This is a genomic window from Moraxella sp. ZY200743, assembly GCF_050885545.1.
GTDB classification, from domain to species: domain Bacteria; phylum Pseudomonadota; class Gammaproteobacteria; order Pseudomonadales; family Moraxellaceae; genus Moraxella; species Moraxella haemolytica.
In genome coordinates, this window is record NZ_CP091313.1 from 1989472 (window position 1) to 2013941 (window position 24470).

22 protein-coding genes and 2 tRNA genes are annotated in these 24470 nt (G+C 44.6%); 16 read left to right on the forward strand and 8 right to left on the reverse strand.

What is annotated here, in order from left to right; all coding sequences use genetic code 11:
- Window positions 1-8 precede the first annotated feature (8 nt).
- Together L3D27_RS09710 and L3D27_RS09715 are read left to right on the forward strand one after the other, a co-directional pair.
- Window positions 9-875, forward strand: a complete 867-nt coding sequence (locus L3D27_RS09710; protein WP_432481066.1) for an OmpA family protein — start codon at window positions 9-11, stop codon at window positions 873-875.
- A gap of 256 nt (window positions 876-1131) precedes the next feature.
- Complete coding sequence (locus L3D27_RS09715) at window positions 1132-2364, forward strand: multidrug effflux MFS transporter (protein ID WP_432481067.1); 1233 nt, start codon at window positions 1132-1134, stop codon at window positions 2362-2364.
- Between the two features lie 56 nt (window positions 2365-2420).
- On the opposite strand, the gene rlmH is transcribed toward L3D27_RS09715, so the two are convergent.
- Complete coding sequence (rlmH, locus tag L3D27_RS09720; RefSeq protein WP_432481068.1) at window positions 2421-2903, reverse strand: 23S rRNA (pseudouridine(1915)-N(3))-methyltransferase RlmH; 483 nt, start codon at window positions 2901-2903, stop codon at window positions 2421-2423.
- A 132-nt stretch (window positions 2904-3035) separates the two neighbouring features.
- Between rlmH and L3D27_RS09725 the strand changes: the two genes are divergently transcribed.
- The 10 genes from L3D27_RS09725 (at window position 3036) to L3D27_RS09770 (ending at window position 11849) form a co-directional block, all read left to right on the forward strand.
- Window positions 3036-3527: an RDD family protein gene (locus L3D27_RS09725; protein WP_432481069.1), complete on the forward strand. Its 492-nt coding sequence runs from the start codon at window positions 3036-3038 to the stop codon at window positions 3525-3527.
- A 104-nt stretch (window positions 3528-3631) separates the two neighbouring features.
- Entirely contained in the window at window positions 3632-4081 is a 450-nt protein-coding gene (locus L3D27_RS09730; RefSeq protein WP_432481070.1) for a YraN family protein, read from the forward strand.
- Window positions 4082-4247: 166 nt separating this feature from the next.
- Complete coding sequence (locus L3D27_RS09735) at window positions 4248-5060, forward strand: BON domain-containing protein (RefSeq protein WP_432481071.1); 813 nt, start codon at window positions 4248-4250, stop codon at window positions 5058-5060.
- Between the two features lie 109 nt (window positions 5061-5169).
- Window positions 5170-5415: a BolA family protein gene (locus L3D27_RS09740; protein WP_284673470.1), complete on the forward strand. Its 246-nt coding sequence runs from the start codon at window positions 5170-5172 to the stop codon at window positions 5413-5415.
- Window positions 5416-6678: a UDP-N-acetylglucosamine 1-carboxyvinyltransferase gene (murA, locus tag L3D27_RS09745; RefSeq protein WP_432481072.1), complete on the forward strand. Its 1263-nt coding sequence runs from the start codon at window positions 5416-5418 to the stop codon at window positions 6676-6678.
- Between the two features lie 133 nt (window positions 6679-6811).
- Window positions 6812-7447 carry an ATP phosphoribosyltransferase gene (gene hisG / locus L3D27_RS09750; protein WP_432481073.1) on the forward strand — a complete coding sequence of 212 codons (636 nt, stop codon included), beginning with the start codon at window positions 6812-6814 and terminating at the stop codon, window positions 7445-7447.
- Between the two features lie 64 nt (window positions 7448-7511).
- Window positions 7512-8831 (forward strand): histidinol dehydrogenase, encoded by a 1320-nt coding sequence (gene hisD, locus L3D27_RS09755; RefSeq protein ID WP_432481074.1) that lies wholly within the window; start codon window positions 7512-7514, stop codon window positions 8829-8831.
- Between the two features lie 32 nt (window positions 8832-8863).
- A complete protein-coding gene (hisC, locus tag L3D27_RS09760) occupies window positions 8864-9958 on the forward strand; it encodes a histidinol-phosphate transaminase (RefSeq protein WP_432481075.1) in 1095 nt (364 codons plus the stop codon).
- Between the two features lie 112 nt (window positions 9959-10070).
- A complete protein-coding gene (locus L3D27_RS09765) occupies window positions 10071-11597 on the forward strand; it encodes a fumarate hydratase (RefSeq protein WP_432481076.1) in 1527 nt (508 codons plus the stop codon).
- Window positions 11598-11612: 15 nt separating this feature from the next.
- Window positions 11613-11849 (forward strand): hypothetical protein, encoded by a 237-nt coding sequence (locus tag L3D27_RS09770; RefSeq protein WP_284673476.1) that lies wholly within the window; start codon window positions 11613-11615, stop codon window positions 11847-11849.
- On the opposite strand, the gene mraY is transcribed toward L3D27_RS09770, so the two are convergent.
- The 6 genes from mraY to rsmH all read right to left on the reverse strand — a co-directional run bounded on the left by mraY (window position 11792) and on the right by rsmH (window position 19511).
- Window positions 11792-12889: a phospho-N-acetylmuramoyl-pentapeptide-transferase gene (gene mraY / locus L3D27_RS09775; protein WP_373628237.1), complete on the reverse strand. Its 1098-nt coding sequence runs from the start codon at window positions 12887-12889 to the stop codon at window positions 11792-11794. The genes L3D27_RS09770 and mraY overlap by 58 nt on opposite strands.
- Before the next feature lie 82 nt (window positions 12890-12971).
- Window positions 12972-14447, reverse strand: a complete 1476-nt coding sequence (locus L3D27_RS09780; protein ID WP_432481077.1) for a UDP-N-acetylmuramoyl-tripeptide--D-alanyl-D-alanine ligase — start codon at window positions 14445-14447, stop codon at window positions 12972-12974.
- 9 nt (window positions 14448-14456) lie between these two features.
- On the reverse strand, window positions 14457-15989 hold the full coding sequence (locus tag L3D27_RS09785) for a UDP-N-acetylmuramoyl-L-alanyl-D-glutamate--2,6-diaminopimelate ligase (RefSeq protein WP_432481078.1): 1533 nt from the start codon (window positions 15987-15989) through the stop codon (window positions 14457-14459).
- Window positions 15990-16040: 51 nt separating this feature from the next.
- The gene (locus tag L3D27_RS09790; RefSeq protein WP_432481915.1) at window positions 16041-17957 is read right to left on the reverse strand and encodes a peptidoglycan D,D-transpeptidase FtsI family protein; all 1917 of its coding nucleotides are present in this window, start codon (window positions 17955-17957) and stop codon (window positions 16041-16043) included.
- Between the two features lie 110 nt (window positions 17958-18067).
- Complete coding sequence (gene ftsL / locus L3D27_RS09795) at window positions 18068-18445, reverse strand: cell division protein FtsL (RefSeq protein WP_284673481.1); 378 nt, start codon at window positions 18443-18445, stop codon at window positions 18068-18070.
- Window positions 18446-18539: 94 nt separating this feature from the next.
- Entirely contained in the window at window positions 18540-19511 is a 972-nt protein-coding gene (gene rsmH / locus L3D27_RS09800) for a 16S rRNA (cytosine(1402)-N(4))-methyltransferase RsmH (protein WP_373628233.1), read from the reverse strand.
- Window positions 19512-19918: 407 nt separating this feature from the next.
- On the opposite strand from rsmH, the gene gltX reads away from it, so the two are divergent.
- The 4 genes from gltX to L3D27_RS09820 all read left to right on the forward strand — a co-directional run bounded on the left by gltX (window position 19919) and on the right by L3D27_RS09820 (window position 23316).
- Window positions 19919-21418, forward strand: coding sequence for a glutamate--tRNA ligase (gene gltX / locus L3D27_RS09805; protein WP_432481079.1), 1500 nt, complete (start codon window positions 19919-19921; stop codon window positions 21416-21418).
- Between the two features lie 118 nt (window positions 21419-21536).
- Window positions 21537-21612 (forward strand) — tRNA-Ala (locus L3D27_RS09810).
- A gap of 73 nt (window positions 21613-21685) precedes the next feature.
- Window positions 21686-21761 (forward strand) — tRNA-Glu (locus tag L3D27_RS09815).
- Between the two features lie 151 nt (window positions 21762-21912).
- The gene (locus tag L3D27_RS09820) at window positions 21913-23316 is read left to right on the forward strand and encodes an FAD-binding oxidoreductase (protein WP_432481080.1); all 1404 of its coding nucleotides are present in this window, start codon (window positions 21913-21915) and stop codon (window positions 23314-23316) included.
- A gap of 176 nt (window positions 23317-23492) precedes the next feature.
- Here the strand turns inward: L3D27_RS09820 and L3D27_RS09825 are convergent, their stop codons facing one another.
- Complete coding sequence (locus L3D27_RS09825) at window positions 23493-24338, reverse strand: DUF3025 domain-containing protein (RefSeq protein WP_432481081.1); 846 nt, start codon at window positions 24336-24338, stop codon at window positions 23493-23495.
- Window positions 24339-24470 lie beyond the last annotated feature (132 nt).

Genomic DNA, 24470 nt, shown 5'->3' on the forward strand with positions numbered 1-24470 from the left:
AACATGATATGAATAAAAAACATACCGCATTGTTTGGTGTGATGTTGATGGCGATGACGCTAACTGGTTGTGTTTCAACTTCTGCTTTGGAAGTTGAAACAGACACAGAGGTTGAGTTTCCAAAGATTGATGATGCTGTTGTTTCATCAAATAACTATAAAGGCTCACGGGCTAATTGGAGTAACATTGCTCAGATTGAACATGGCATGAGTAAAGATCAGCTGTATCATTTGATTGGCTATCCGCATTATCATGAAGGCTTGTATGGTGTTTATGAATGGAATTACATCTTTAATTATCGTGATCAAGTAGGTGATTACAGACAATGTCAATTCCAAATTCGTTTTGATAAAAACAAAACCATCAATGCCATGTACTGGTCTGCACCTGAGTGTGAAGAGAAAGTAAAACAAGCAGGTTTGCTACACACTCAAGCAGTGATTCAAGACATCGTTCAGCAGATGCCATCTTCGCCTGCGACACCAACAGAAACTTTTGCCTTGCAAGCAGATGCTTTATTTGCTTTTAATAAATCAGGTATAAAAGATATGTTACCAGGTGGTCTGACCAAACTTGATGAGCTTGCAGATAAGCTAAAAGACTATCAAAGCCAAGGTAAAGTAAAAGCCCATATCATCGGTCATACTGACAGACTAGGTTCAAAAGAGTATAATCTGGCTTTATCAAAAAGTCGTGCTGATACGGTTGCTACCTATCTGTTATCAAAAGGTATTGCATCAGATATACTAAATACCACAGGTGCAGGTGAGTATATGCCAATAAAAGACTGCTCTATCAATGGCACCAAAAAACAACAAATCCGTTGTCTACAACCTAATCGCCGTGTTGAGGTGCAGATTTATGTTGAGCAGTAGTTTTTGGTAGAATTGTTTAAAAAGATGCCACCCTGATGGGTGGTGTTTTTCTTTGGTCATGGGCAATCTTGGGCTATTTGTTGGTTGCCAAAACCCAACCAAAATCTTTAGATAAAGTCCAGACCGATCTCTTGGCATTTCATGCTCTCTTGATTTTGTTGTTGCTTTATGGGCTTGACAAACCAAACCTACCACCCCAATCTTATAAAATGCGCTAGAATAACCAATTCCACACCAATCAACTTTTAAGATAACCATGCCAACCCATCTCGACCGAACCCATTCATCAAAACCCTTTCCCACCTTATGGATCTTAATCATGGGGGTGATGATTGCCATCGGTCCGCTCGCCATTGATATGTACCTACCTGCCCTGCCAAGCATGGCAGATGAGTTTGGGGTCAGCACAACCAATATCGCTCGTTCTGTGCCTGCTTATTTTATAGGACTGGTATTCGGTCAGCTGTTTTATGGTCCTTTTTCCGACCGTGTGGGGCGTGTCAAACCCATGTATATCGGTATGATAATCTTTGTCATTGCATCTATAATCTGTGCCACCACCAACACCGAAGCCATACTGTTCATGGCTCGCACCCTACAGGCAGTCGGTGCGTGCGTTACAGGAGTGGTTACTCGTGCAGCGATTCGAGACACCCTAAACCCCATACAGTCCGCCAAAGCCTTTAGCCTTATGGTAGTGGTTATGGGCGTTGCTCCCATTTTAGCACCGACCTTAGGAGCTGCTATTTTAAGAGTGGCAGACTGGCACACGATATTTTGGTTCTTGGCGGCTTATGGCGTATTTGTCATCATCCTAACCAAGCTGTTCTTAAAAGAAACACTAACCCCAGAAAACCGCAATACCCAGCCCATCAGTCAGACAATCACAGGGTACATTGACCTACTAAAAGATAAAACCTTCACCGTGCCTGCGGTGGCAGCTGGCGTGCTTCAAGGGTCGTTTTTTATTTATCTGTCCATCTCTAGCGTGCTATTCATGGAGAATTATGGGCTATCTGAGGAGAATTTTGCCATCGCTTTTGGGGCGAATGCCTTTGGTTTTATTGCTTTAACGCAGGTCAATCAATTTTTAATTAAACGATTTAGACTGGTGCAACTCTTGCGTTTTGGGGCATCGGTGCAACTGGCTTCAGCGTCTTTTCTGCTATTGCTTGGGCTTGTGTTTGGTGGCGATGCTCATGTTGCTTTGGTTTTTATGGCAATTTTTTGTTGTATTGCCGGACTGGGACTGACACAGCCTAACGCTGGAGCAATCGCCCTAGCCTTTCAAAAAAAGCGTGCAGGCATGGCAGCAGCGATGCAAGGGGCATTGCAATTTTCGGTAGGGATTTTTGGTGGCTTGCTTCTTAGTTTGTTTGACACAAACCCTGTGGTAAAACTGGGCATTACCGCCACCATACTGACAGCAGTAGGCACTTGGTTGGTATATCGCATTGATGCTCGGCTTGACTTATCAAAAGTTGATTAAACCAATCACTAGCACATCTAACAACACCCAAGACCAAAAAGGATTACAACCACCCATCAGCCACCACGATGATAAGGGTGGTTATTGATCACACTCATCGCTCGATACAGCTGTTCAATGAGTATCACTCGCACCAAAGGATGTGGTAGCGTCAAATCTGACAACGACCATTTAAAATCCGCCGCCGCCAGCACTTGGGGGGATAAACCGTCAGCACCCCCAATCACCAAAGCGATGTCCATACCATCTGTCATGGCAACACTCAGCTTATCTGATAGACCTTCAGTGGAGAGCATTTTTCCTTTTACTTCCAGTACCCACAATTTTTCTTTTGGGTGGCGAGCTGCCAAGATAGCCTGCCCTTCTTGCTGTTTGTATTTGTCAATGTCTGCAGGCGATGGGTTCTTGTGGCGTTTGGCAGGGGCAATCTCAACAATCTCGGTATTCATCATCGGCTGAATGCGTTTGGCATACTCATCAATGCCTGCTTGCACCCATGATGGCATCTTATGCCCTACGCTCAATATTCTTAATTTCATGTAAGATTTCCTTTGGTTTTTATATATTTTAAAGAAAAATCACAAAAAAATCTTGTTTATTTATGCGAATAAATGGCGTAAAATCAAAAACTTTGCTATGCTAAGTACAATTTTATTTATAGACAGCCTATCATGTCAAATACAACACAACCAACACACCTAGACCACCCTGCTTACAATCAGACCATCTATCGCTATGCAGGATTTTGGATTCGTTTTGTGGCACAGCTTGTTGATGGCATACTGTTTTTGCTCATCAGCTTGCCCTTGTTATACCTCGTCTATGGCGATGCTTATTTTGATGCGTATTTTAGTGTTGAGCCGACCCAAACGATGTTTTTTGGTGTGGCAGATATCCTGATTTCAGTAGGCTTGCCGTTGTTGGCTACTTTTTGGTTTTGGACAAGAAAAGGAGCTACACCTGGCAAAATGTTGCTTGGTTTGCAAGTATTGGATGAACGCACAGGCAATCTTTTAACATTAAAGCAAGCTTTCATTCGCTATCTTGGCTACATCGTATCTTCTGTGGTGTTTGGATTGGGGTATATTTGGGCAGGCTTTGATAAGAAAAAACAAAGCTGGCATGACAAACTTGCCAAGACTGTCGTTGTGCGTAAGCAGTAATCAATTATTATAAGCTCATTGCTTGATACGCCCAGTTTATGCACAGCTTGATATGGTATATCAACGACCATCATTGACATCTTAATTGTAGTTATAAACTCTTGATGAACGACTTATCACAAAGACAATGTACCCATAAGACCACCCATCATCAAGCTGACAATAAAAAATCCATCGGTGATTTTTATGAACAGCGTGCCAGAGCATGGGCAGAGCATTCAGGGCTTGAACTGGTTGCTTGTAATTTTTATGCCCCAAGACTGGGTGAAATTGACATCATCGCCAAACAAAGTAATACCGACAGATTTGGCAGGACGATACAGACGCTGATATTTATTGAGGTACGCTCTCGCAAACTTGGACAATTTACCAACAGCATTGAGAGTATCACCCCTGCCAAACAACGAAAAATTATCCAAACGGCACAGTATTTTGTGGCACAAAATCCGCAGTTTGAGCAGTACGATTGCCGATTTGATGTGATCGCCTTTGACCATCAAGAAGGCATTGAAAACGCCCAATGGGTACAAGCAGCTTTTTTGACGCAGTGGTAGTCGCTCCCCTTGAGTACAAATTGATTAAAATATGAATATTGATTACAACTACCCATCAAAATTGATGAGAATTTGTTAAAAACTGATTGATAAATGGCATGACTACAACACCATGTGTTGAAGAGCCATCAGTTATTAAGTCGTTAGTAGTTAAAAGGATAAAGCCATGCAGACATTCATACAACACACCCCGAAGATGGCAATGCTAATACTAGCAGCCGCCCTAAACTTGACAGCGTGCAGTACGCTTGGTGGTGGCGATGCCTTTGGGGTTTATGAGATGGGTCGCAGTATCCCTGAACGCATCAGTGATGAGAGCATCGAGCTGATGGCTCGCAAGAACCTAGCTCGCATTAGCGGAGTGAATGAAAACACGGTACGAATCGCATTTGATAGCTTTCGTAAAGAAGTACTCATCACAGGCGAAGTGCCAAGTCAAGCCATCAAAGATGACATAGAAGCAATGGTAAAATCCATGAGGGATGTTGCAGAGGTGTACAATTACCTAACCATCTCTAGCACCCCAAAAAGCCAAAGCCATACCCTACACGAAGGCTACCTAAAATCCAAGATTAACGCACGCCTGCTGACCAATCAAGGCATCAAATCATCACAATACAAAATAGTCGTACGAGACCAAACAGCCTATGTGATGGGACACATGAGTCCAGAGCAACAAGACCACATACTAGCAGCGATACAAAACACAGCAGGCATGGCATTGGCAGTAACACTGACCACGCTAATCAATGATGATATGCCAGCCACGCTAACAAGCACACAAGACATCACAGCTGACAACAGCGTAGTATATGGCGGCGTGGTTAGCACCGAGCCTACCAACGAACCCTATTTGCTTCAAGAAATCTATGTGCCTAACGCCAGCACCGACGCCCCAACCAACATCGCCCCTGCCTACACCCCAAAAAGTGGCACCAGTGGCTATGTACAACTACATCAAGGGACGAACAATCCATAACCCAGACTAACACAACACACAAAACCTGTATAAATTTGGGTATAAAAAGCCAAAATTTTGTTATAATAGCAAGACTAAACCCCATATTTTAAACCACTTTGGAACCAACATGAACGCTGACGACCTAATTGAACTACTACAACCACATTTTCCCAAAGCTCACCTTCAAGCCGCCAATCAAGGCAACAAATTTGAAGTACTCATTGTTGATGCCGTCTTTGAGGGCAAACGCCCCGTACAGCGTCAGCAAGCGGTTTATGCGATTGTGAATCCACACATCCAAAGTGGAGCAATGCACGCCTTAACCATTCATGCCTTGACACCTGATGAATACAACACCAAAAAGGGACAATAAATGGATAAATTTAAGATCATTGGCAAGAGCCGAATTGCAGGTGAAGTCGCCATTTCTGGCTCAAAAAACGCAGCCTTACCACTGCTTGCTGCCATACTACTCCCAAATGATGAAACCGTCCTGCATAATGTCCCAACCCTAAAAGACACAGAGACACTTGTCAAGCTCATCGCGGGTACTGGCGTTGCCATCACAAAAGAAGGTAACACGGTCGTGGCAGATGCTCGCAGTGTAACCAACTATTATGCTCCCTATGAATTGGTTCGCACCATGCGTGCGTCCATCTTGGTATTAGGTCCATTATTGGCTCGCTTTGGCGAAGCGGAAGTCTCTTTGCCTGGTGGTTGCTCTATCGGTTCTCGCCCTGTGGATCAGCATTTAAAGGCATTTGAGGCAATGGGTGCAACCATCGCTGTAGAAAATGGCTATGTCAAAGCAAAAGCTCCAGCAGGTGGCCGCCTAGTCGGTTGTAACTTTAGCTTTGATATGGTAACGGTAGGTGGCACAGAAAATGTCATCATGGCAGCCGCCTTAGCTCGTGGTACAACTCGCCTAGAGAACTGTGCTTGTGAGCCAGAAGTGGTGGACTTAGCCAATATGCTTGTGGCAATGGGAGCTAAGATTGATGGCATCGGCACGCCAACCATGATCATCGAGGGCGTAGAAAGCCTGCATGGCTGTGAGTACAGTGTTATTGCTGATCGCATTGAAACTGGCTCATATTTGGCAGGTGCATTGATGAGTGAAGGCGATGTATTGACCACCAACACATCAGCAGAGCATCTGCACCCTGTCTTAAAGAAATTTGAGGCAATGGGTGCAACCATCACCACAGGCGATGACTGGATTCGTGCCGTCATGAAAGGCAGACCTAAGGCGACAGACATTCGCACCCAAGCCCACCCTGGCTTCCCAACTGATATGCAAGCACAACTGATGGCGGTGTGCTGTTTGGCTGATGGCACCAGCACCATAATTGAAAATATTTTTGAAAATCGCTTCATGCATGTGCCTGAGCTTAACCGCATGGGAGCAAACATTCGCATTGACGGACATACCGCCATCGTTACAGGCGTGGAGAAGTTCACGCCAGCACCTGTAATGGCAACCGACCTGCGAGCATCCATGTCTCTTGTCATGGCGGCAGCGTGTGCCGAAGGCGAAAGCATCATTGACCGCATTTATCACATTGATAGGGGCTATGATGATGTGGAAAACAAACTAAAAGCCTTGGGCGTAAATATTGAGCGGATTAAGGGATAAAAGTTGCCAAACCCTTTGCCGGCAACCAACCATTGAGAAAGCAATCCATAACGACAAGTTAGAACAATGAGCGTTTTGTTGAGCTGTCGCTAGCACGCCTTTGTTAATTTTTTATAAAAAGTAAGGCAATATAATGACTGATGATTTTAACGGCTTGACCATCGCCCTATCAAAAGGGCGTATCTTAGATGAGACTCTGCCTTTATTTGAAAAGACAGGCATTCGCCCTTTAGAAGACATGAATAAATCACGCAAATTAATTTTTCAAAGCAGTGATTCAAATGTCCGATTTTTACTACTTCGTGCATCCGATGTACCAACTTATGTCGAGCATGGTGTGGCGGATATCGGCGTGTCAGGCAAAGATGTACTGCTAGAATATGCTGCCGCTGTGTATGAGCTGATTGATTTAAAAATTGCCAAATGCCGTCTTATGACCGCAGGCGTTAAAGGAGCAACCCTACCTTCTCGCCGTCTTCGTATCGCCACCAAATATGCCAATGTCGCCAGAGAATATTTTGCCTCTTGTGGTCAACAAGTAGATATCATCAAGCTCTATGGCTCTATGGAGCTTGCCCCATTGGTTGGGCTTGGCGATTTGATTGTGGATGTGGTTGATACAGGGAATACTTTGCGAGCCAATGGGCTTGAACCACTTGATGAGATTTGTCAAGTGTCATCACGCCTGATTGCCAACCCCATCAGTTACAAGCGAAAACTTAGCCAGTTACAACCCATTTTAGACATTCTAGAACAGGCGGCTAGCTAATACCGCCAAGCCTTTTATTCACACGGAACACCGATAAGTTGTGCCATTTACTAGCAGGTATATCATGCCAGATTTAGCCATTTTAAATAGCCAAGATGCTGATTTTCAAGACAAATTAACCAAACTGCTTGCCTTTGAGACTGTAACCGATACAGACTTAATTCAGACTGTTGATGACATCATCGCTCAAGTTCGTACGCATGGCGATGAAGCCGTATTTGAATTAACCAAGCGTTTTGACCAACATCCTGCCATCAGCATGGATGAGCTGTTCATCAGTCAAGCTCAATTAAAAGCCGCCTTTGATGGTCTAACCGATGAGGTAAAAACCGCCCTAGAGCTGTCGGCTCAGCGTATTTTTGATTTTCATCAACACCAAAAAGAGACAGGATTTCGCTTCGTTGATGGGCTTGGCAATACTTTAGGTCAAAAAGTAACACCACTTGACCGTGTCGGCATCTATGTGCCAGGCGGTCTGGCGAGCTATCCATCAAGCGTCTTGATGAACGCCATTCCTGCCAAAGTTGCAGGCGTGGCGTGCATTACGATGGTCGTCCCTGCTCCAAAAGGTGAACTCAATCCGCTTGTCTTGGCGGCAGCACACCTAGCAGGTGTGAATGATGTCATCACCATCGGCGGTGCACAGGCTGTAGCCGCATTAGCCTATGGCACATCTCGCATCGCCCCTGTTGATAAAATCACAGGTCCGGGCAATAAATATGTCGCTGCTGCCAAGCGTGCAGTTTTTGGGCAAGTAGGCATTGACATGATCGCAGGACCATCTGAGGTCTTGGTTTATGCTGAGGGCGAATCTGCGGATAATACTGACTGGCTAGCGATGGATTTGCTGTCTCAAGCTGAACACGATACAGTGGCACAGGCGATTTTTGTAACAACTTGCCCCAAGCAACTAGAGGCGGTCAAAGTCGCCCTTGATAAGGCATTGGCAAACCTACCAAAAGCCGACATCGCTCGTCAGGCACTGAGCAATCGTGGAGCGTTAATCCTTGTTAAAGACAGGGCTGAGGGTGTGGCGGTCATCAACCAAGTCGCCCCTGAGCATTTGGAGCTATCACTTGATCAGCCTGATGAAGTAGAAAAACTGGTGCGTCATGCAGGAGCGATATTCTTGGGCAGACATACCCCAGAGGCGATTGGCGACTATTGTGCAGGGTCAAACCATGTGCTACCAACATCAGGGACGGTACGCTTTAGCTCACCTTTGGGCGTGTATGATTTCACCAAAAAAACCTCGCTCATCTACTGCACAGCCAAAGGTTCGCAGCCATTGGCTCATACGGCTGATGTCATGGCGGTACAGGAGAATCTAGATGCTCATGCCCTATCAGCACGCTATCGTTATGGCGTGGTTAACTTAGACTAATACAACATCAATCAAATCACACGAGCGACAACATGAGCATCAACAAAAGACTATGGAGCAAAAAAGTTAGCCAGCTTACCCCTTATGTGGCAGGCGAACAGCCAAAAGTGTCTAATCTATGTAAGTTAAATACCAATGAAAATCCATTTCCCCCAAGCCAAAAAGCAGTAGCAGCCATGCAGGCGGTCTTGGCAGATAACGGTCAAGCGTTACGCCTATACCCTGAACCAGAATCAGATGAATTATGTCAGGTGCTTGCTCATTATCACGGTTTACAGCGTGAACAGGTCTTTGTGGGTAATGGCTCAGATGAAGTACTGGCATTTGTGTTTGCCTGTTTTTTTACCAAAGAATTACCGCTACTGATGCCTGATGTAAGTTATAGCTTTTATCCTGTTTATGCACAGACTTTCGGAGTGGACACCAAAATCATTCCACTTGATGATGAGTTTTGTATCAATCCTAAAGACTATGATACAGCGTGCAGTGGCATCATTTTACCCAATCCAAATGCCCCAACAGGTATACTGCTTTCATTAGATGACATTCGTACTCTTGCCACCAACCACCCAGATTCGGTCATCGTCATTGATGAAGCATACATTGACTATGCAGATGATGTCAAATCAGCATCAGCAATTGGTTTGATTGATGAGTTTGATAATATCTTAGTCACACAAACTTTCTCAAAATCTCGTGCATTGGCAGGGCTTAGAGTGGGTGCAGCTTTTGGCAACGCCAATTTAATAGCGGCACTCGCTACTTATCAGAACAGCTTTAATAGCTATCCTATTGACCGTGTGGCACAAGCAGGGGCGATGGCAAGCATCTTAGATGAAGATTATTTCATCAAACAGCGTCAAGCAGTTATTAGACTGCGTAATGACCTCACCGAATCATTAGTGGCACTCGGTTTTAAAGTATTGCCATCAGCAGCAAACTTTGTCTTTGCAAAGCCAAATCACACATCGCTTAGCACCAAAGAGATTTTTAATCAACTGCGTGAACAAGGTGTCATTATGCGTCATTGGGACAAGCAACGCATTGCAGATTATCTGCGTATTACAGTCGGTACAGCTGAACAAAATCAGCGTTTGATTACCGCATTAACAGAGATTTTATCCTAGCCACCTAAGGCAGAGAAGGATTTTCACGCCTTGTTATTTGTGCTACAATAACAAGGCATTTATATACAATATCGCCAGTTGTCATCAGACAACCAGCCAAAAGGAAATCACCATGACCGTCATCAAAAAAGAAGACTTTATCCAGTCAATTGCGGACGCCTTTCAATACATCAGCTACTACCACCCCACCGACTATATCACGGCTCTATCCCAAGCCTTAGAGCGTGAAGAAAATTCTGCCGCCAAAGATGCCATGACACAAATCTTGGTAAACAGTCGTATGTGTGCCGAAGGCAAGCGTCCAATTTGTCAAGATACAGGGATTGCAACAATATTTTTAAAAGTAGGCATGAATGTTAAATGGGACACCGACATGAGTGTGGCAGACATGGTAAATGAAGGCGTTCGCCGTGCCTACAACCACCCTGATAATACCTTGCGAGCCAGCGTACTTGCCGACCCTGCAGGCAAACGCATCAACACCAAAGACAACACGCCAGCCGTCATCCACATGGAAATCGTGGCAGGCGACACGGTTGATGTTACCTGTGCCGCCAAAGGTGGTGGTAGCGAGAACAAATCCAAACTTGCCATGCTAAATCCTTCTGATGACATCGTAGCATGGGTATTAAAGAGTATTCCAGAAATGGGAGCTGGTTGGTGTCCGCCAGGAATCTTAGGCATTGGTATTGGTGGCACACCAGAAAAAGCGACCTTGCTCGCCAAAGAATCACTGATGAGCCATATTGACATTCACGAACTAAAAGCCAAAGCAGAGACTGGTGCAGAGCTTTCTACCACCGAAAAACTTCGCCTTGAAATCTTTGAAAAAGTAAACGCACTGGGTATTGGTGCTCAAGGTCTAGGCGGTCTAACTACTGTGCTAGATGTAAAAATCCTAGACTACCCAACACACGCTGCTTCCAAGCCTGTGGCAATGATTCCCAACTGTGCAGCAACTCGCCATGTACATTTTGAGCTTGATGGCTCAGGGGCGGTCAATCTAGAGCCACCAAGCCTAGACGCTTATCCTGATATCACTTATAGCCCTGACAATGGCAAGCGTGTCAATGTGGACACCCTAACCAAAGAAGAAGTCGCCACATGGCAAACAGGAGATGTACTACTACTAAACGGTAAAATCTACACAGGTCGAGATGCCGCTCACAAACGCATGACCGATATGCTCAATAAGGGCGAGCAACTACCTGTAGATTTCACCAATAAACTCATCTACTATGTCGGACCCGTTGATCCTGTGCGTGATGAAGTGGTAGGACCGGCAGGACCAACCACCGCTACTCGCATGGATAAGTTCACTCGTCAAATGCTAGAACAAACAGGACTTATCGGCATGATTGGTAAATCAGAGCGTGGCAAAATCGCTTGTGAAGCGATTGCTGATAACAAAGCAGTCTATCTCATGGCGGTGGGGGGTTCTGCTTATCTTGTTTCTAAGGCAATCAAAAACGCCAAAGTAGTCGCTTTTGAGGATTTAGGCATGGAGGCAATCTATGAATTTGAGGTTAAAGACATGCCTGTAACAGTCGCTGTGGATAGCAATGGCGTGTCAGTTCATGCAACCGCTCCTAAGATCTGGCAAGCCAAAATTGGCAAAATCCCTGTAACTCAAGAATAAAATCACCCACCAATCATGATAAAGCCCAACCATAATGTGTTGGGCTTTATCATCAATGCCAACCCAAAATCAATCCCTGCCAAGTGGCACAGCACCTACAAATCCATCAAAGTAACGCACATCAAAAAAGCACAAGCGTTAATCTTGTGCTTTTTTAAGTTTATTATCATATGGCAAATGGCACACCACCATCGCTATCTTAGCTTAAGCGTCATCAACCCAAGCACCACCAAGATGATGCACACGATATAAAACCTAGCAACAACTTTGGTTTCTTTTAGACCCATCTCTTCAAAATGATGGTGCAGTGGTGCCATCAAAAAAATGCGTTTTTTGCGAAGTTTGTATGAACCCACTTGTAAAATCACAGATAATGCTTCCGCCACAAAAACACCACCCATGATGACAAAAGCAAGCTCTTGGCGAGTCATGACCGCCATCGTACCAAGCATTCCACCCAATGACAACGCCCCAACATCTCCCATGAATACATCAGCAGGGGCAGCGTTATACCACAAAAAACCAAGCCCTGCTCCGATGATGGCAGCACAAACAATGATAAGCTCTGCATTATAGGCGATATAAGGCACATGCATATAAGCAGCATAATTCATTGAGCCTGAAATATAAGCAAATACCCCAAGTCCTGCCACCACCAACACCACAGGCAAAATCACCAGTCCGTCCAAACCATCGGTCAGATTCACCGCATTTGATGAACCATTGATGGTAAAGTAAGTTAGGATAATAAATCCCAAGCCAAATGGAATCGCTGATAGTGGAACTACCCAATGCTTAAATACAGGGATGAGTAAATCTTGCATGGCAGCAGCGGTGGCAGTATCCTGCTGTAAAGCGATATAATACAAAGAACCGCCCACAAACAGCGAACCCACCGACAGCCAAAAATACTTTTTACGAGCGATGAGGCCTTGTGGGTTTTTGTGCTTAATTTTTAGCCAGTCATCTGCCCAACCAACTGCACCAAAAACCACCATCACTACCATCAAAATCCATACATAAGGATTGGATAAATCAGCCCATGCCAAAGTTGCAATACCGATTGCCGCTAAAATGAGCACACCACCCATTGTCGGCGTGCCTTGTTTGACAAGATGTGTTTTTGGACCATCATCACGCACCGCTTGACCATACTTTAAAGTACGCAAATAACGAATGACAGGCTTGCCTGCACCGATGACAATGAGCAGTGCCGTAATCACCGCCAGCAACGCTCGTAGCGTCAAAGAAGAGATGGCAATGTCGCTATGCTGAAACAACCAGTAAAGCATAATCAAACCCTTGTAGCATTATTATCTATCTAAATCAGTTATCTAAAAAATTTGTCTAAAATCTATATCATCAAAGCCAAATTCACCCAAGATTCGCCAAATCACAAATCAGCGTCTCCATTTTCATACCACGAGACCCCTTGAACAGTATGGTTGTAGCACCATCTTGTAAACGCAGTCTTAGAGCATCAAGCAAAGCTGACTTATCCTCAAAGTGTGTCGCTATCGGTCGCAATTCATTGACAGCACGCACCATGTGCTTCATATTCTCACCGACAGCAAAGATGGCGTCTAAGGCAAGTGGTGCGATGTTTTGCCCCAACTGATAATGTTCATCAGCTGCCGCTTCGCCCAGCTCAAAAATATCTCCCAACACCAAAATCTTAGCATTATCCTCTTGCTCTAGCACTTTGGCAGCAGCAAGCATGGAAGTTGGATTGGCATTATAAGTATCATCAATGATAAGATGCTCACCAAACGCCATGCGAGTCAATCGCCCTTGTGGGGCAGTAACAGATTGCAGTCCACGAACAATGCTGTGAAGTGGCACACCCAAAGCGTAGGCACACGCTGATGCCGCCAACGCATTAGTTACATTATGCTCGCCAATGAGTGGCAGCTGTACCGGCAGGCTTTCAATCTCATCAATCTCAATATTTGTATTTAAACTAAAAGTGCTATGCGTGGTTGCCACATCAATGTCATCAGCAAACAAATCACCCATCATCAGCACCGAGCTAACACCCTGCTCAGACAACATCTGTATGTCCTCATCGGACAGCTGTGCCTGTGATAGTGGTACATTTTGTTCACCAAAGCTAAGCATTCTATCGGTAAAATTACTGGCGGTTTGGCTTAACAGCGTACAAAATTCATCGCCAAAAGGCACAATCGCCACGCCATCTTCACTAAGTGCCGAGTAAATTTCTGCTTTAGCACGAGCAATGTTGGCACGCCCACCGAACTCGCCTAAGTGAGCCGTACCGATATTTAGTACGCATGCCACATCAGGACGAACAAGCCCTGCCGTATAAGCAATCTCGCCCACATGGTTCGCCCCAAGCTCCATCACAGCAAATTTATGTTCGTCAGACAGCTCAAGTAGCATCATTGGTACACCCAAATCATTGTTTAGGTTGCCACGAGTGATGAGTGTCGGGGCGATTTGACTTAAGATATGCCCTAGCATTTCTTTCGTGGTGGTTTTTCCTGATGAGCCTGTCAAAGCAACCACCATTAAATCAGGGTGAGCATCTCGGCGGTATTTACCAAGAAGTCCCAACGCTTTTTTGGTATCGCCTGTGATGAGTTGTGGCAAATCACTTGCCACCTGTTCACTAACAATGGCAAGCACCGCTCCTTTTTCTTTTGCCATCTCAACATAATCATGCCCATCAAAATTTTCACCTTTGATGGCAAGAAAAATATCGCCCTGCTCTATTTTGCGAGTATCGGTCGTAATGCGGCAACTTTGAGCATCAAATTCGCCTGACCATCTGCCATTTGTGGCGGCCTGCAGGTTATCTTTTTGCCAAAGATAAGGGGTATGCACTGTCATCTTGTTATCCTATTTATTAAATGCGTTGATAAATTCACCAACCACCGCCACATCATCAAAATCATAACGAACACCGTTAATCTCTTGATAGGTCTCATGACCCTTGCCCAGTATTACCACAATATCATCACCACCTGCCATCATCACCGCTTCTTTGATTGCACGCTTTCTATCAGGCTCAATGATGACCTTGTAATGTGCTTGGCAATCAAGCTGTGTTTGCATGTCTCTTAAAATCGCATTGGGATTCTCAGAGCGTGGGTTATCTGCCGTCAGTATCACCATATCGGCATGACGAACCCCCACATTTGCCATGATAGGTCTTTTACTCTTGTCTCTATCGCCCCCACAACCAAATACCGCAATCAGCCTACCTGTACAATGCTTTTGTAGGCTAATGAGTACTTGCTCGATGGCATCAGGGGTGTGTGCATAATCAACAATGAACAACCCTGTTTTTGATGGTACTTGTTGCATTCTGCCACGAGCACCATGTAGCTTGGCAACTAATGCCGGTAGATTGTCTTGTTGATTAGGATATAATGCCAAAAATGCCGCCACCGCCGCCATTAAATTATCCACATTAAATAATCCAAGCAGTGGGCTGTGCAATGTCATCAGCTTGCCTTGTGCCACAAGCTCAATTTGCACCCCATTTAGGCTTGGCGTAATCTTTTTGACAAAATAATCCGCCTTCTCATCTTGACAAGAATGACCAAGTAGCGAATAAGGCAAAGCACCATCATTGTTTTGAAGCAGTGGATAAGTAGCGTCTTGATTGGTGATACCATGGGTGAGCGTACTAAAATAATGCTCATCAAACAACCTTGCTTTGGCTGCACGGTAGTCATCCATGTCCGCATGATAATCCAAATGGTCGTGCGATAAGTTGGTATAAATCGCCACTTGTACAGGCACGCCTTGCAGTCTGTGCTGATGCAAACCATGGCTACTGGCTTCTAATGCCACCACTTGCACGCCATCTTTTGCCATCTGATACAAAAACTCATGCACCGACAGCACATCGCCTGTGGTATTGGCTGATTGTACAAGCTGACCCAACCTACCATTGCCTGCCGTCCCCATAATGGCAGATGGCACGCCAGACAGTTCGCACAGCTGTGCTACCAGCTGACTGACGGTCGTCTTGCCATTCGTCCCTGTTACCGCCACCACCGTAGGTAGCTTGGCAGACCTATCCACTTGAAATCTAGCAGCAATCAAATCACCCAAATAATGGCGAATGGTTGGCAGATATACGATGGGCGTAGACAGTGTTGATATATCCAGTTCTTGCGGATTGATTTGCGATAAAATAAATGCCGCCTTACCATCCACTGATTTGAGATATTCATTAGCACGCAATAGACTTTGTTGATCCCCACCCACACTAGACAGTAACACAAAAACATCGCCCTCATTAAGACGACGACTATCTAAGCAAAACTGCCCAAAAGGCAAATCTGCCACCATCTTAATGGCATCACTTGGCAGATGCAGACTTATCGTATCAAATAAAGTAGCAAGCGTTGTGGGTTTCATGGCAAATTCCTTATAACTCTTTATTATGATTGGGATATTTTTTATTACGTCTTATTGAGCCTTAGGCGTACTCTTGGCATCGGCTTGTAACGGCTTATCAAAAGGCACATTATACAGACGAAGTGCCTCTTTCATGACATGATGAAACACAGGTGCAGCAACCACACCGCCAGAATACTGACGGCGTGGGTCTTCTACCAAAATCGCAATGGCAAATCTTGGATTTGATGCTGGGGCAATTCCGACAAATGTCGTGCGATACTGGTCAGTATAATAACCACCTTCAGGCTTGGTACGGCGACTCGTGCCCGACTTACCTGCCACACGATAACCATTGATGGCAGCAGCTCGTGCCGTACCTCCCGACTCCGTAACCAATTCCATCATCTTGACAATCGCTTCAGCGTGCTCTGGTTTAATCACCTGAATAGACTCTGGGCTTGGCTGATTTTTAACCAGACGCAATGGACGCAATTCACCATGATTTGCCAAAGCAGCGTACGCTTGAACCACTTGGGCAAGCGTTACCCTCTGTCCATAGCCATAGCTTAGCGTAGCACGACGAGTAACATCTTTTTCGCTGGGGTCTTTGACGCTACCTGATGCTTCGGCAGGGAAATTTAGGGCAGTTTTTCGCCCAAAGCCAAAGCGTCTTTGGATATCAGAGATGGCATTGGTTGGTAAGTTTAGTGCGATTTTGGCTGAAGCCACATTACTTGACTTTTGAATCAGTCTTGCCAAGGTGATGGCACCATAGTTGCCACTATCACGAATAACATAGCCACCGATATACATACTACCTGGTGCGGTTTCAATGAGTGAACTGGTGGTGTATTTACCTGACTCCAAGGCGGCTGCCACCGTAAAAGGCTTCATCACCGAACCCGGTTCAAAGGTGTCTAGCAACGGTCGATTACGCTCGTTTGCCCCTGTCCGCTCAGACAGATTGTTGGCATTAAACGATGGCCAAGAACCCAACGCTAATATATCGCCAGTTAATACATCCACCACGATGCCAGAGCTTGAACGAGCAGACTGGGCACGCCCCACTTGCTCCAACTCTTTGTATAGCACATACTGCAAGCGTGAATCAATGGTAAGCTCAATGTTCTCGCTCTCAATCTTTGGCTTAATTTCTTTAATCTCTTTGATGGCTGATCGGCGAGCATCTTTTAGAACCAATACCTGCCCTCGCTCGCCTGCAAGCTGTTTTTCGTATTGTGCTTCAATGCCTGCTCGACCGACATAGCCACCATTTTTCTCATCACTTGACTGTGCCATATAGCCTAGAATCTGTGCATTCGGCTCAGCTTGTAGATAATATCTTTGAAAGAATTTTTCTTCACTCACGCCCACAAAGTCCAGCTTAATAACCGGTTCAACCACCTCTGGCGATTCTTTTGTCAATAAAATCATACGGCGAGAGCCAGCCCCCCTTGGCAGAGCTTCTTTGATGGCACTCTCGTCAGCATAGTCTATGGCATTGTTGATTGCTACTGCTTTTTGTAGTTTTTCCAACGGAAAATTTGCCACTACAGCTAGTCTTACCAAATCCATCTCGGTAAGCTCTTTGGCAGCTTTGGCACGAGCTTTAGCATCAGTGGTTGTCTTAATGATTTTATCCAAGCGATAATATTCATTGGCATAATCATAGGGGCTAAATACCACCGTTGATAGCGGAGCATTCGCCGCCAATGGTGCTCCATTAGTGTCGGTAATCATGCCACGATATACAGGGACACTGCGTTTTGAGGTGATGAGCCTTTCGCCCTGCTCCACCAGATAAGATGAATTGATGATTTGTAGATAAAACGCACGAGCAAACAACACCAAAAACGCAGTCGCCATCATAAACCAAACCAAACGATAGCGATTGACATCTTGCATACCGCCCAACATGGTCGCTTGGCGTCGATGATTTTTCTTACCAAATATACTCAACAATGACGATATCATGGACAAAACCATTGATGGGCGTTGCTCGTCTTGTTTGGCATCAGTCTTGTTTGGCATGGCTTTTTGACGCAACGGTGGCACAACTTTTGATGAAGCCCCTTGTTTTTGTGTTGGTTTTTTCATTATTGAACCACCTTTGTTGCATTGGGTTGGACGCCATTGGGTCTATTTGGTGCGATGACACGGCGATGATCCCCTGTTGGAAAGAACATACCCAACTCGCTCACCGCACGGCTTGCCACCTGTGGCGTTGCACTAAAAGTCTGCTGTTCAATGAGCAATCGCTGTTCTTCAACCTGCATGGCTGTCAGCTCACTTTTTAACTGCTTTAAGTAGCGATAGGTGGCATGATGTTCTTGTGTCTGGGCTGAGATACTCACCCCCGTCCACATGATAGCAACCAAAAGCACACCCAAAAACAAACGATACAAACCCACCATACTGACCGCTTCATCAGTAGTGGCTTGTGATTGGGTGAAGTGAGCAAGTTTATTATTCATGGTATCTATCAGATTTTAAATGGTGCAAAACAAAATAAATGACTTTAAAATAACTATCAATTTAAAGATGAATGAAGCATGACTTCAAGGGCAATCAACCCACAAAGGCGACATCTCGGCGCACCGCCCCCCGTAGCCACGCACTTCTGGCACGAGAGTTTTGTTTGACCTCATCATTACTTGGAGCGATACGCATCGGCTTATCAAAATATTTTTCTCGTTTGGGTGGCATGAGCAACTGATCATCGCCTTCATGGCGACCACGACTGTGGTTGTTTAAGAACTGCTTAATGCGTCTATCTTCTAACGAATGAAAGCTAATCACCGCCAAACGCCCGCCTGCTTTTAAGATACCAAGACTTTGTGCCAAAAAGTCATCAATATCACCAAGCTCATTATTGATAAAGATTCTGAGTGCCTGAAAACTTTGGGTGGCTGGGTGCTTGCCTTTTTGCCAAGCTGGGTGTGCCGCCTTGATGGTCTCTGCCAGTGCTAAGGTTGAATCATAACTATCCATCGCTTTGATGGCACGAGCAATCTTGCGACTGTGTCGCTCCTCACCGTACTCATACAACACATCTGCCAGCGTATCAACATCAACCCGAGCCAACCAAACACCCACAGACTCGCCACGAGTCGTATCCATACGCATATCCACCGCCCCATCTCGCATGAAACTAAATCCACGCTCGCCATCATCAATCTGCGGACTAGACACCCCCAAATCCGCCATCAGCCCATCAATCTGGTCCACACCAAGCTCTGATAATCTGTTGGTTAATTGGGCAAAGCTATCATGAATGACTTGCACACGCCCATCTTGGGTGGCAAGATGATTGGCGACTTCTATCGCTTGAATATCTTTATCAAATACAAACAATCTAGCATCATCGCTTAGATATTCCAAAAGCAAGCGACTATGCCCACCACGCCCAAAGGTTGCATCTACATACACACCATTCATTGAACCTTTCGGGGTCGCCAGCAAATCTTGCACACCTAGCACCATCGCTACCGTTTCATGTAGTAGAACCGTTTGGTGAGTGAATTGTTGCTTGCTATTCATGATGCCTCTTGTTGGTTGATGCGTGCATTGATTGTCTTGCTTGGTATTTGATTGTTAAAATGCGTATTATCTCAAGCTTTATTATATAGTCAAGCCATTTATATCACTCGATCGGTTATTTGTGTAAAATTCATACACAAGCCTGCCAAGCCACCAATATCCATACCAAAAAACCAAATTTTTATTTAACCACTTATTCTATCAAGGATTTTTTGGATAATCCAATCTGTTTTTGTATGTAATTGTTGCTAAAGCCCTAGTTGTTCGCCCACCTTCACTTTTCACTACAAAAACCAAGCAGATTTTGGTATCATACCCTAACTTAAATTTATTTTAATGTATCTCAACCATCCACAATGTTTTGTTTCGCTGTTTTTAGCATTTTTTAAGACAATAAGAGAATTTTCATGGCCTTTACCAAAGTTCGTACTCGTATCGCCCCATCTCCAACAGGCTTTCCTCATGTTGGCACGGCTTATATCGCCCTGTTTAATATGGTTTTTGCCAAATCTATGGGCGGGGAATTTATTTTACGCATTGAAGACACCGACCAAGTCCGCTCCACCGCTCAAAGCGAACAGATGATATTGGGCGCCTTACGCTGGGCAGGTTTGACATGGTCAGAAGGTCCTGATATAGGCGGTCAGTTCGCCCCCTATCGTCAATCTGAGCGTAGCGAGATTTACAAAAAATACGCTGAAGAGCTTTTGGATAAAGGACTCGCCTTTCGTTGCTTTTGTACCACCGAAGAATTAGACGCCATGCGTCGTGAACAAGAAGCAAATGGTCAGCCCATTCGCTATGATGGTCGTTATGCAAACTTATCTCGTGAAGAAAGCGACAGGCTAGCCAAGAGTGGCAAGCCTTTTGTCATCAGAATGCGTGTACCAACCGAAGGGGTCTGCACCTTTAATGACATGTTAAGGGGCGAGATTAGCATTCCTTGGGAGACGATAGATATGCAGATTCTACTAAAGACGGACGGACTGCCAACCTACCACCTTGCCAATGTCGTGGACGACCATCTCATGCAAATCAGCCATGTCATTCGTGGCGAAGAATGGATCAATTCCGCCCCCAAGCATCAGTTGTTATATGAGTATTTTGGTTGGGAAATACCCACCTTGTGCCATATGCCACTACTTCGCAACCCCGATAAATCCAAGTTATCCAAACGCAAAAACCCAACCTCCATCACCTACTATCGTGATGCAGGCGTACTACCAGAGGTATTAATCAATTATTTAGGGCGTATGGGCTACAGCCTGCCGAACGAAGCAGAAGTCTTTACATTAAACGAAATGATTGAGTCATTTGATATTAAACGAGTCTCTCTGGGCGGACCTGTGTTTGATATTGAAAAGCTCTACTGGCTCAATGGCGAGTACCTACGCAAAATGAGTGCAGAAGAACTAAAAACACGCATTTTAACTTGGGCATTTAATGATGAAAAATTAACCAACATTGCCAAAGCCATTCAGCCTCGCATCAATACCTTAACCGATGCGGTGAATTGGGCATCTTTTTATTTTCAAAACCTGCCCAACATCAAGGTAGAAGATTTTGCTCATAAATCACTAGATAACGACAAGCTCTTAGCAATCCTATATCTGGCAACTTGGCAGTTAGAGGCTTTGCCAGTATGGAGCGAAGAGAATATCTACCAGACTCTAAAAGGTCTGGCAGGTCATTTTGAGATTAAATTAAAAGACTTTATGCAGCCGTTCTTTGTCGCCATTGCAGGTAGCACAAGCTCCACCCCTGTGATGAACTCAATGTACATCATTGGGGCAGACATGACCCTAGCTCGCCTACGCCACGCCTGCGAAGTACTGGGCGGACTTGGCAAAAAGAAATTAAAAAAATTAGAAGAGGTCAATAAAGCCTTACCAAATTTTCTAAGCTAGGCATCAAGAAAACAAAAAAGCCGATGATTTTCAATGAGTTGTCGGCTTTTTTCAATTTTAAAAAAATTTTTCTTGACAGCCCATAAAGCACATTATATAATACGCCCACCTTAACAAAGGGGCTATAGCTCAGTTGGTAGAGCACTTGCATGGCATGCAAGGGGTCAGCGGTTCGAATCCGCTTAGCTCCACCAAATTTGTTAATGTGGAATGTAAGCACCTAGGCAATCATCTTACATTTCAAAAGTTGAAAGACTTTTCTCTTGTGCTCCATTCGTCTAGAGGCCTAGGACACCGCCCTTTCACGGCGGTAACAGGGGTTCGAATCCCCTATGGAGTGCCAATATTCTAAAAAGCCAGTCTTACTACGGACTGGCTTTTTTATTTTTTGTTATTATTTTTCTTTATTGGGTGCTACATTGATGATTTTGTCTTAAAAGCGATATCATTTTCTGTTATCATAGCACTTATTTCTTTGGATAAGAATCTGCCACATGACCAATCAAATCGACAGCCAATTTCTAAGCCAATTAACCAACCTGCTAGATGTCAGCCAAATAAAAACTGATGCAGACAGCCTAGACAACTGGGGTAAGGACTGGACGAAACACTTCGCCCCTGCTCCATCTGCCATCGTCTTTCCACGCACAACCGAAGAAGTGGCTAGCATCATCCGCCTTGCCAACAAATACAAAGTACCACTTGTGCCATCTGGTGGTCGTACAGGTCTGTCTGCTGGTGCAGTTGCCAGTCATGGCGAGGTGGTGGTCAGCTTTGATAAGATGAACGCCATCGGTGTATTTTATGAAGCTGACCGCATGGTAGAGGTGGAAGCTGGTGTGATTACCAAAACCTTGCAAGAATTTGCCGAAAGCAAAGGATTATACTATGGTGTGGACTTTGCCTCCGCAGGTTCTAGCCAAATCGGTGGCAACATTGGCACCAATGCAGGTGGCATTAAAGTCATTCGTTACGGCATGACACGCAACCAAATCTTGGGTTTGACGGTTGTTACAGGCAAAGGAGATATTTTGGAACTAAACGGCGGTATGCTAAAAAACGCCACAGGCTATGACTTTCGCCATCTGTTCATCGGTGCAGAAGGTACGCTTGGCTTTGTTACCAAAACATTGATTAAACTTGAAAAACAGCCTGTAAACCTTACAGCGATGGTCTTGGGTGTGCCTGATTTTGGTTCAGTGGTGGGGCTGCTTGATAAGTTTGGCAAGGCATTAAATTTGACCGCTTTTGAATTTTTTGATAGTGTCGCTATTGATAAGGTACTAAATGCAGGTCATGCCAAAGAGCCTTTTGAGAGCCGTACGCCTTTTTATGTTTTATTGGAATTTGAGGCGGTCTGTGATGAAGTTTTGGATACTGCCATGAATGTGTTTGAGAGTGCGATGGCAGAAGGTTTGATTGTTGATGGCGTAATGAGTCAAAGCGTAGGACAACTTCAAGACCTATGGAAACTGCGTGAAAGTATCTCCGAAACCATTTCAGTATTCACCCCTTACAAAAATGATGTGTCAGTACTCATTACGCACTTAGGCGATTTTATTAGTGATATCGATCAGATTGTCAAGGACAATTACCCTGATTTTGAGATTTGTTGGTTTGGGCATATTGGCGATGGCAATTTACATCTAAATATCCTAAAGCCTGACACCCTTAGCAAGGACGACTTTTTTGCCAAATGTCAAACGGTCAATAAATATGTCTTTGAAACTGTACAAAAATACAAAGGCTCCATCTCTGCCGAACACGGTGTGGGTATGACCAAAAAGCCATATTTGGATTACACTCGCTCCCCAACCGAGATTGAATACATGAAAGCAGTCAAGGCGGTATTTGACCCCAATGGCATCATCAACAAAGGCAAGATTTTTGACAGTTAGCCAATTTAAACATCTGGGCAATTTGAATAATCTTTAAAAATGCACGCCTAACTTTAGGGTGCATTTTTGTTATACAGCGTTGCTTGTTAATAAGTACTCATAAGCTACGACTTGTTGGCAAGTTGGACAAGATTGGATAACCATCAAATTAGGGTTGTATCATCTCAGCAAAACACTTATTTTCTACGCCCATTACGAAACACAAAAGCATCATCATAAAATGACGCATTATCATTATCCCAAAAGTGTGGCACGCCTAAAATGGGTAAAGGTGATAAGTCTCTTGGGGTTGCCCCTGCCACTAGCCAACGAATAAGCCGAACACTTAACAGTTCGTCTAGATAACTTAGCCTACCTGCCAAATCTTTGGAAAAGTATTCATCATCCACCTCAATAATCAGCGTATGACTACATAAAGGTTTTCTAGGCGTGATGAGTTGCTCAAGTAAAGCATGCCCAAAGATGACAACCTGACTACTTTCTTGGTCGCTGATGGCATTGGGGTTGTGCCAAAAGATTCTGGGGCTAACCAATGAGTTTTGCCAATCAAAATTTTTTAAAGCGGTGGCAATGCCCTTATCTTTGGTTACCAAAATCGCCCCGTTTTCATCAAATACCGTGATGGCATCTCTGACACGATTGCGTCCACCTAGCTGATCATCGTACGCCATCTCACGAATATGCACATGGTTTAACACCGCCTTTGATTTAGGGAATACCGACCAGACACACGCACCAAACCAATCATGAAGATTGTTTCTAGTCGGAATGTTGGCAGTATCAAAAATATGCTTTTCATAGGCTGTGCCATGTGGCAAATCATCTTGACTGACAAAACGCAATGACCGCTCCGTACCGTATAGCACAGGCTTGATGGCATACTGGCAACAATAGCCATTCAACCAATCAGCAAGCTCTCCTGTCTGCTCGCTCTCAACAAAAAGCTGATGAATATGTTGATAAGGCATCAGCCACGGTGCAGACAGATTGATGGTTGCAAAAAGAGAAGAAAAATCACTCATGGTTATATAATGGTTATATATTAGGCTTAATACATCAAGCAATATTGTACAATGTTTATGCTCATCATACCACCTTTACCCACCACACCAACAAACAAAAACGCCCAAAAAGTGGGCGTTTTTATACTTAAT

Coding starts and splice junctions, on each gene's coding strand:
- hisD (WP_432481074.1), top strand. CDS start 7,512: ATGCCAGATTTAGCCATTTTAAATAGCCAAGATGCTGATTTTCAAGAC.
- L3D27_RS09790 (WP_432481915.1), bottom strand. CDS start 17,957: ATGGTTTTGTCCATGATATCGTCATTGTTGAGTATATTTGGTAAGAAA.
- hisG (WP_432481073.1), top strand. CDS start 6,812: ATGACTGATGATTTTAACGGCTTGACCATCGCCCTATCAAAAGGGCGT.
- L3D27_RS09780 (WP_432481077.1), bottom strand. CDS start 14,447: ATGACAGTGCATACCCCTTATCTTTGGCAAAAAGATAACCTGCAGGCC.
- L3D27_RS09710 (WP_432481066.1), top strand. CDS start 9: ATGAATAAAAAACATACCGCATTGTTTGGTGTGATGTTGATGGCGATG.
- gltX (WP_432481079.1), top strand. CDS start 19,919: ATGGCCTTTACCAAAGTTCGTACTCGTATCGCCCCATCTCCAACAGGC.
- L3D27_RS09825 (WP_432481081.1), bottom strand. CDS start 24,338: ATGAGTGATTTTTCTTCTCTTTTTGCAACCATCAATCTGTCTGCACCG.
- L3D27_RS09785 (WP_432481078.1), bottom strand. CDS start 15,989: ATGAAACCCACAACGCTTGCTACTTTATTTGATACGATAAGTCTGCAT.
- L3D27_RS09820 (WP_432481080.1), top strand. CDS start 21,913: ATGACCAATCAAATCGACAGCCAATTTCTAAGCCAATTAACCAACCTG.
- L3D27_RS09765 (WP_432481076.1), top strand. CDS start 10,071: ATGACCGTCATCAAAAAAGAAGACTTTATCCAGTCAATTGCGGACGCC.
- L3D27_RS09730 (WP_432481070.1), top strand. CDS start 3,632: ATGAACGACTTATCACAAAGACAATGTACCCATAAGACCACCCATCAT.
- hisC (WP_432481075.1), top strand. CDS start 8,864: ATGAGCATCAACAAAAGACTATGGAGCAAAAAAGTTAGCCAGCTTACC.
- L3D27_RS09725 (WP_432481069.1), top strand. CDS start 3,036: ATGTCAAATACAACACAACCAACACACCTAGACCACCCTGCTTACAAT.
- rlmH (WP_432481068.1), bottom strand. CDS start 2,903: ATGAAATTAAGAATATTGAGCGTAGGGCATAAGATGCCATCATGGGTG.
- murA (WP_432481072.1), top strand. CDS start 5,416: ATGGATAAATTTAAGATCATTGGCAAGAGCCGAATTGCAGGTGAAGTC.
- L3D27_RS09715 (WP_432481067.1), top strand. CDS start 1,132: ATGCCAACCCATCTCGACCGAACCCATTCATCAAAACCCTTTCCCACC.
- rsmH (WP_373628233.1), bottom strand. CDS start 19,511: ATGAATAGCAAGCAACAATTCACTCACCAAACGGTTCTACTACATGAA.
- L3D27_RS09740 (WP_284673470.1), top strand. CDS start 5,170: ATGAACGCTGACGACCTAATTGAACTACTACAACCACATTTTCCCAAA.
- L3D27_RS09770 (WP_284673476.1), top strand. CDS start 11,613: ATGATAAAGCCCAACCATAATGTGTTGGGCTTTATCATCAATGCCAAC.
- L3D27_RS09735 (WP_432481071.1), top strand. CDS start 4,248: ATGCAGACATTCATACAACACACCCCGAAGATGGCAATGCTAATACTA.
- ftsL (WP_284673481.1), bottom strand. CDS start 18,445: ATGAATAATAAACTTGCTCACTTCACCCAATCACAAGCCACTACTGAT.
- mraY (WP_373628237.1), bottom strand. CDS start 12,889: ATGCTTTACTGGTTGTTTCAGCATAGCGACATTGCCATCTCTTCTTTG.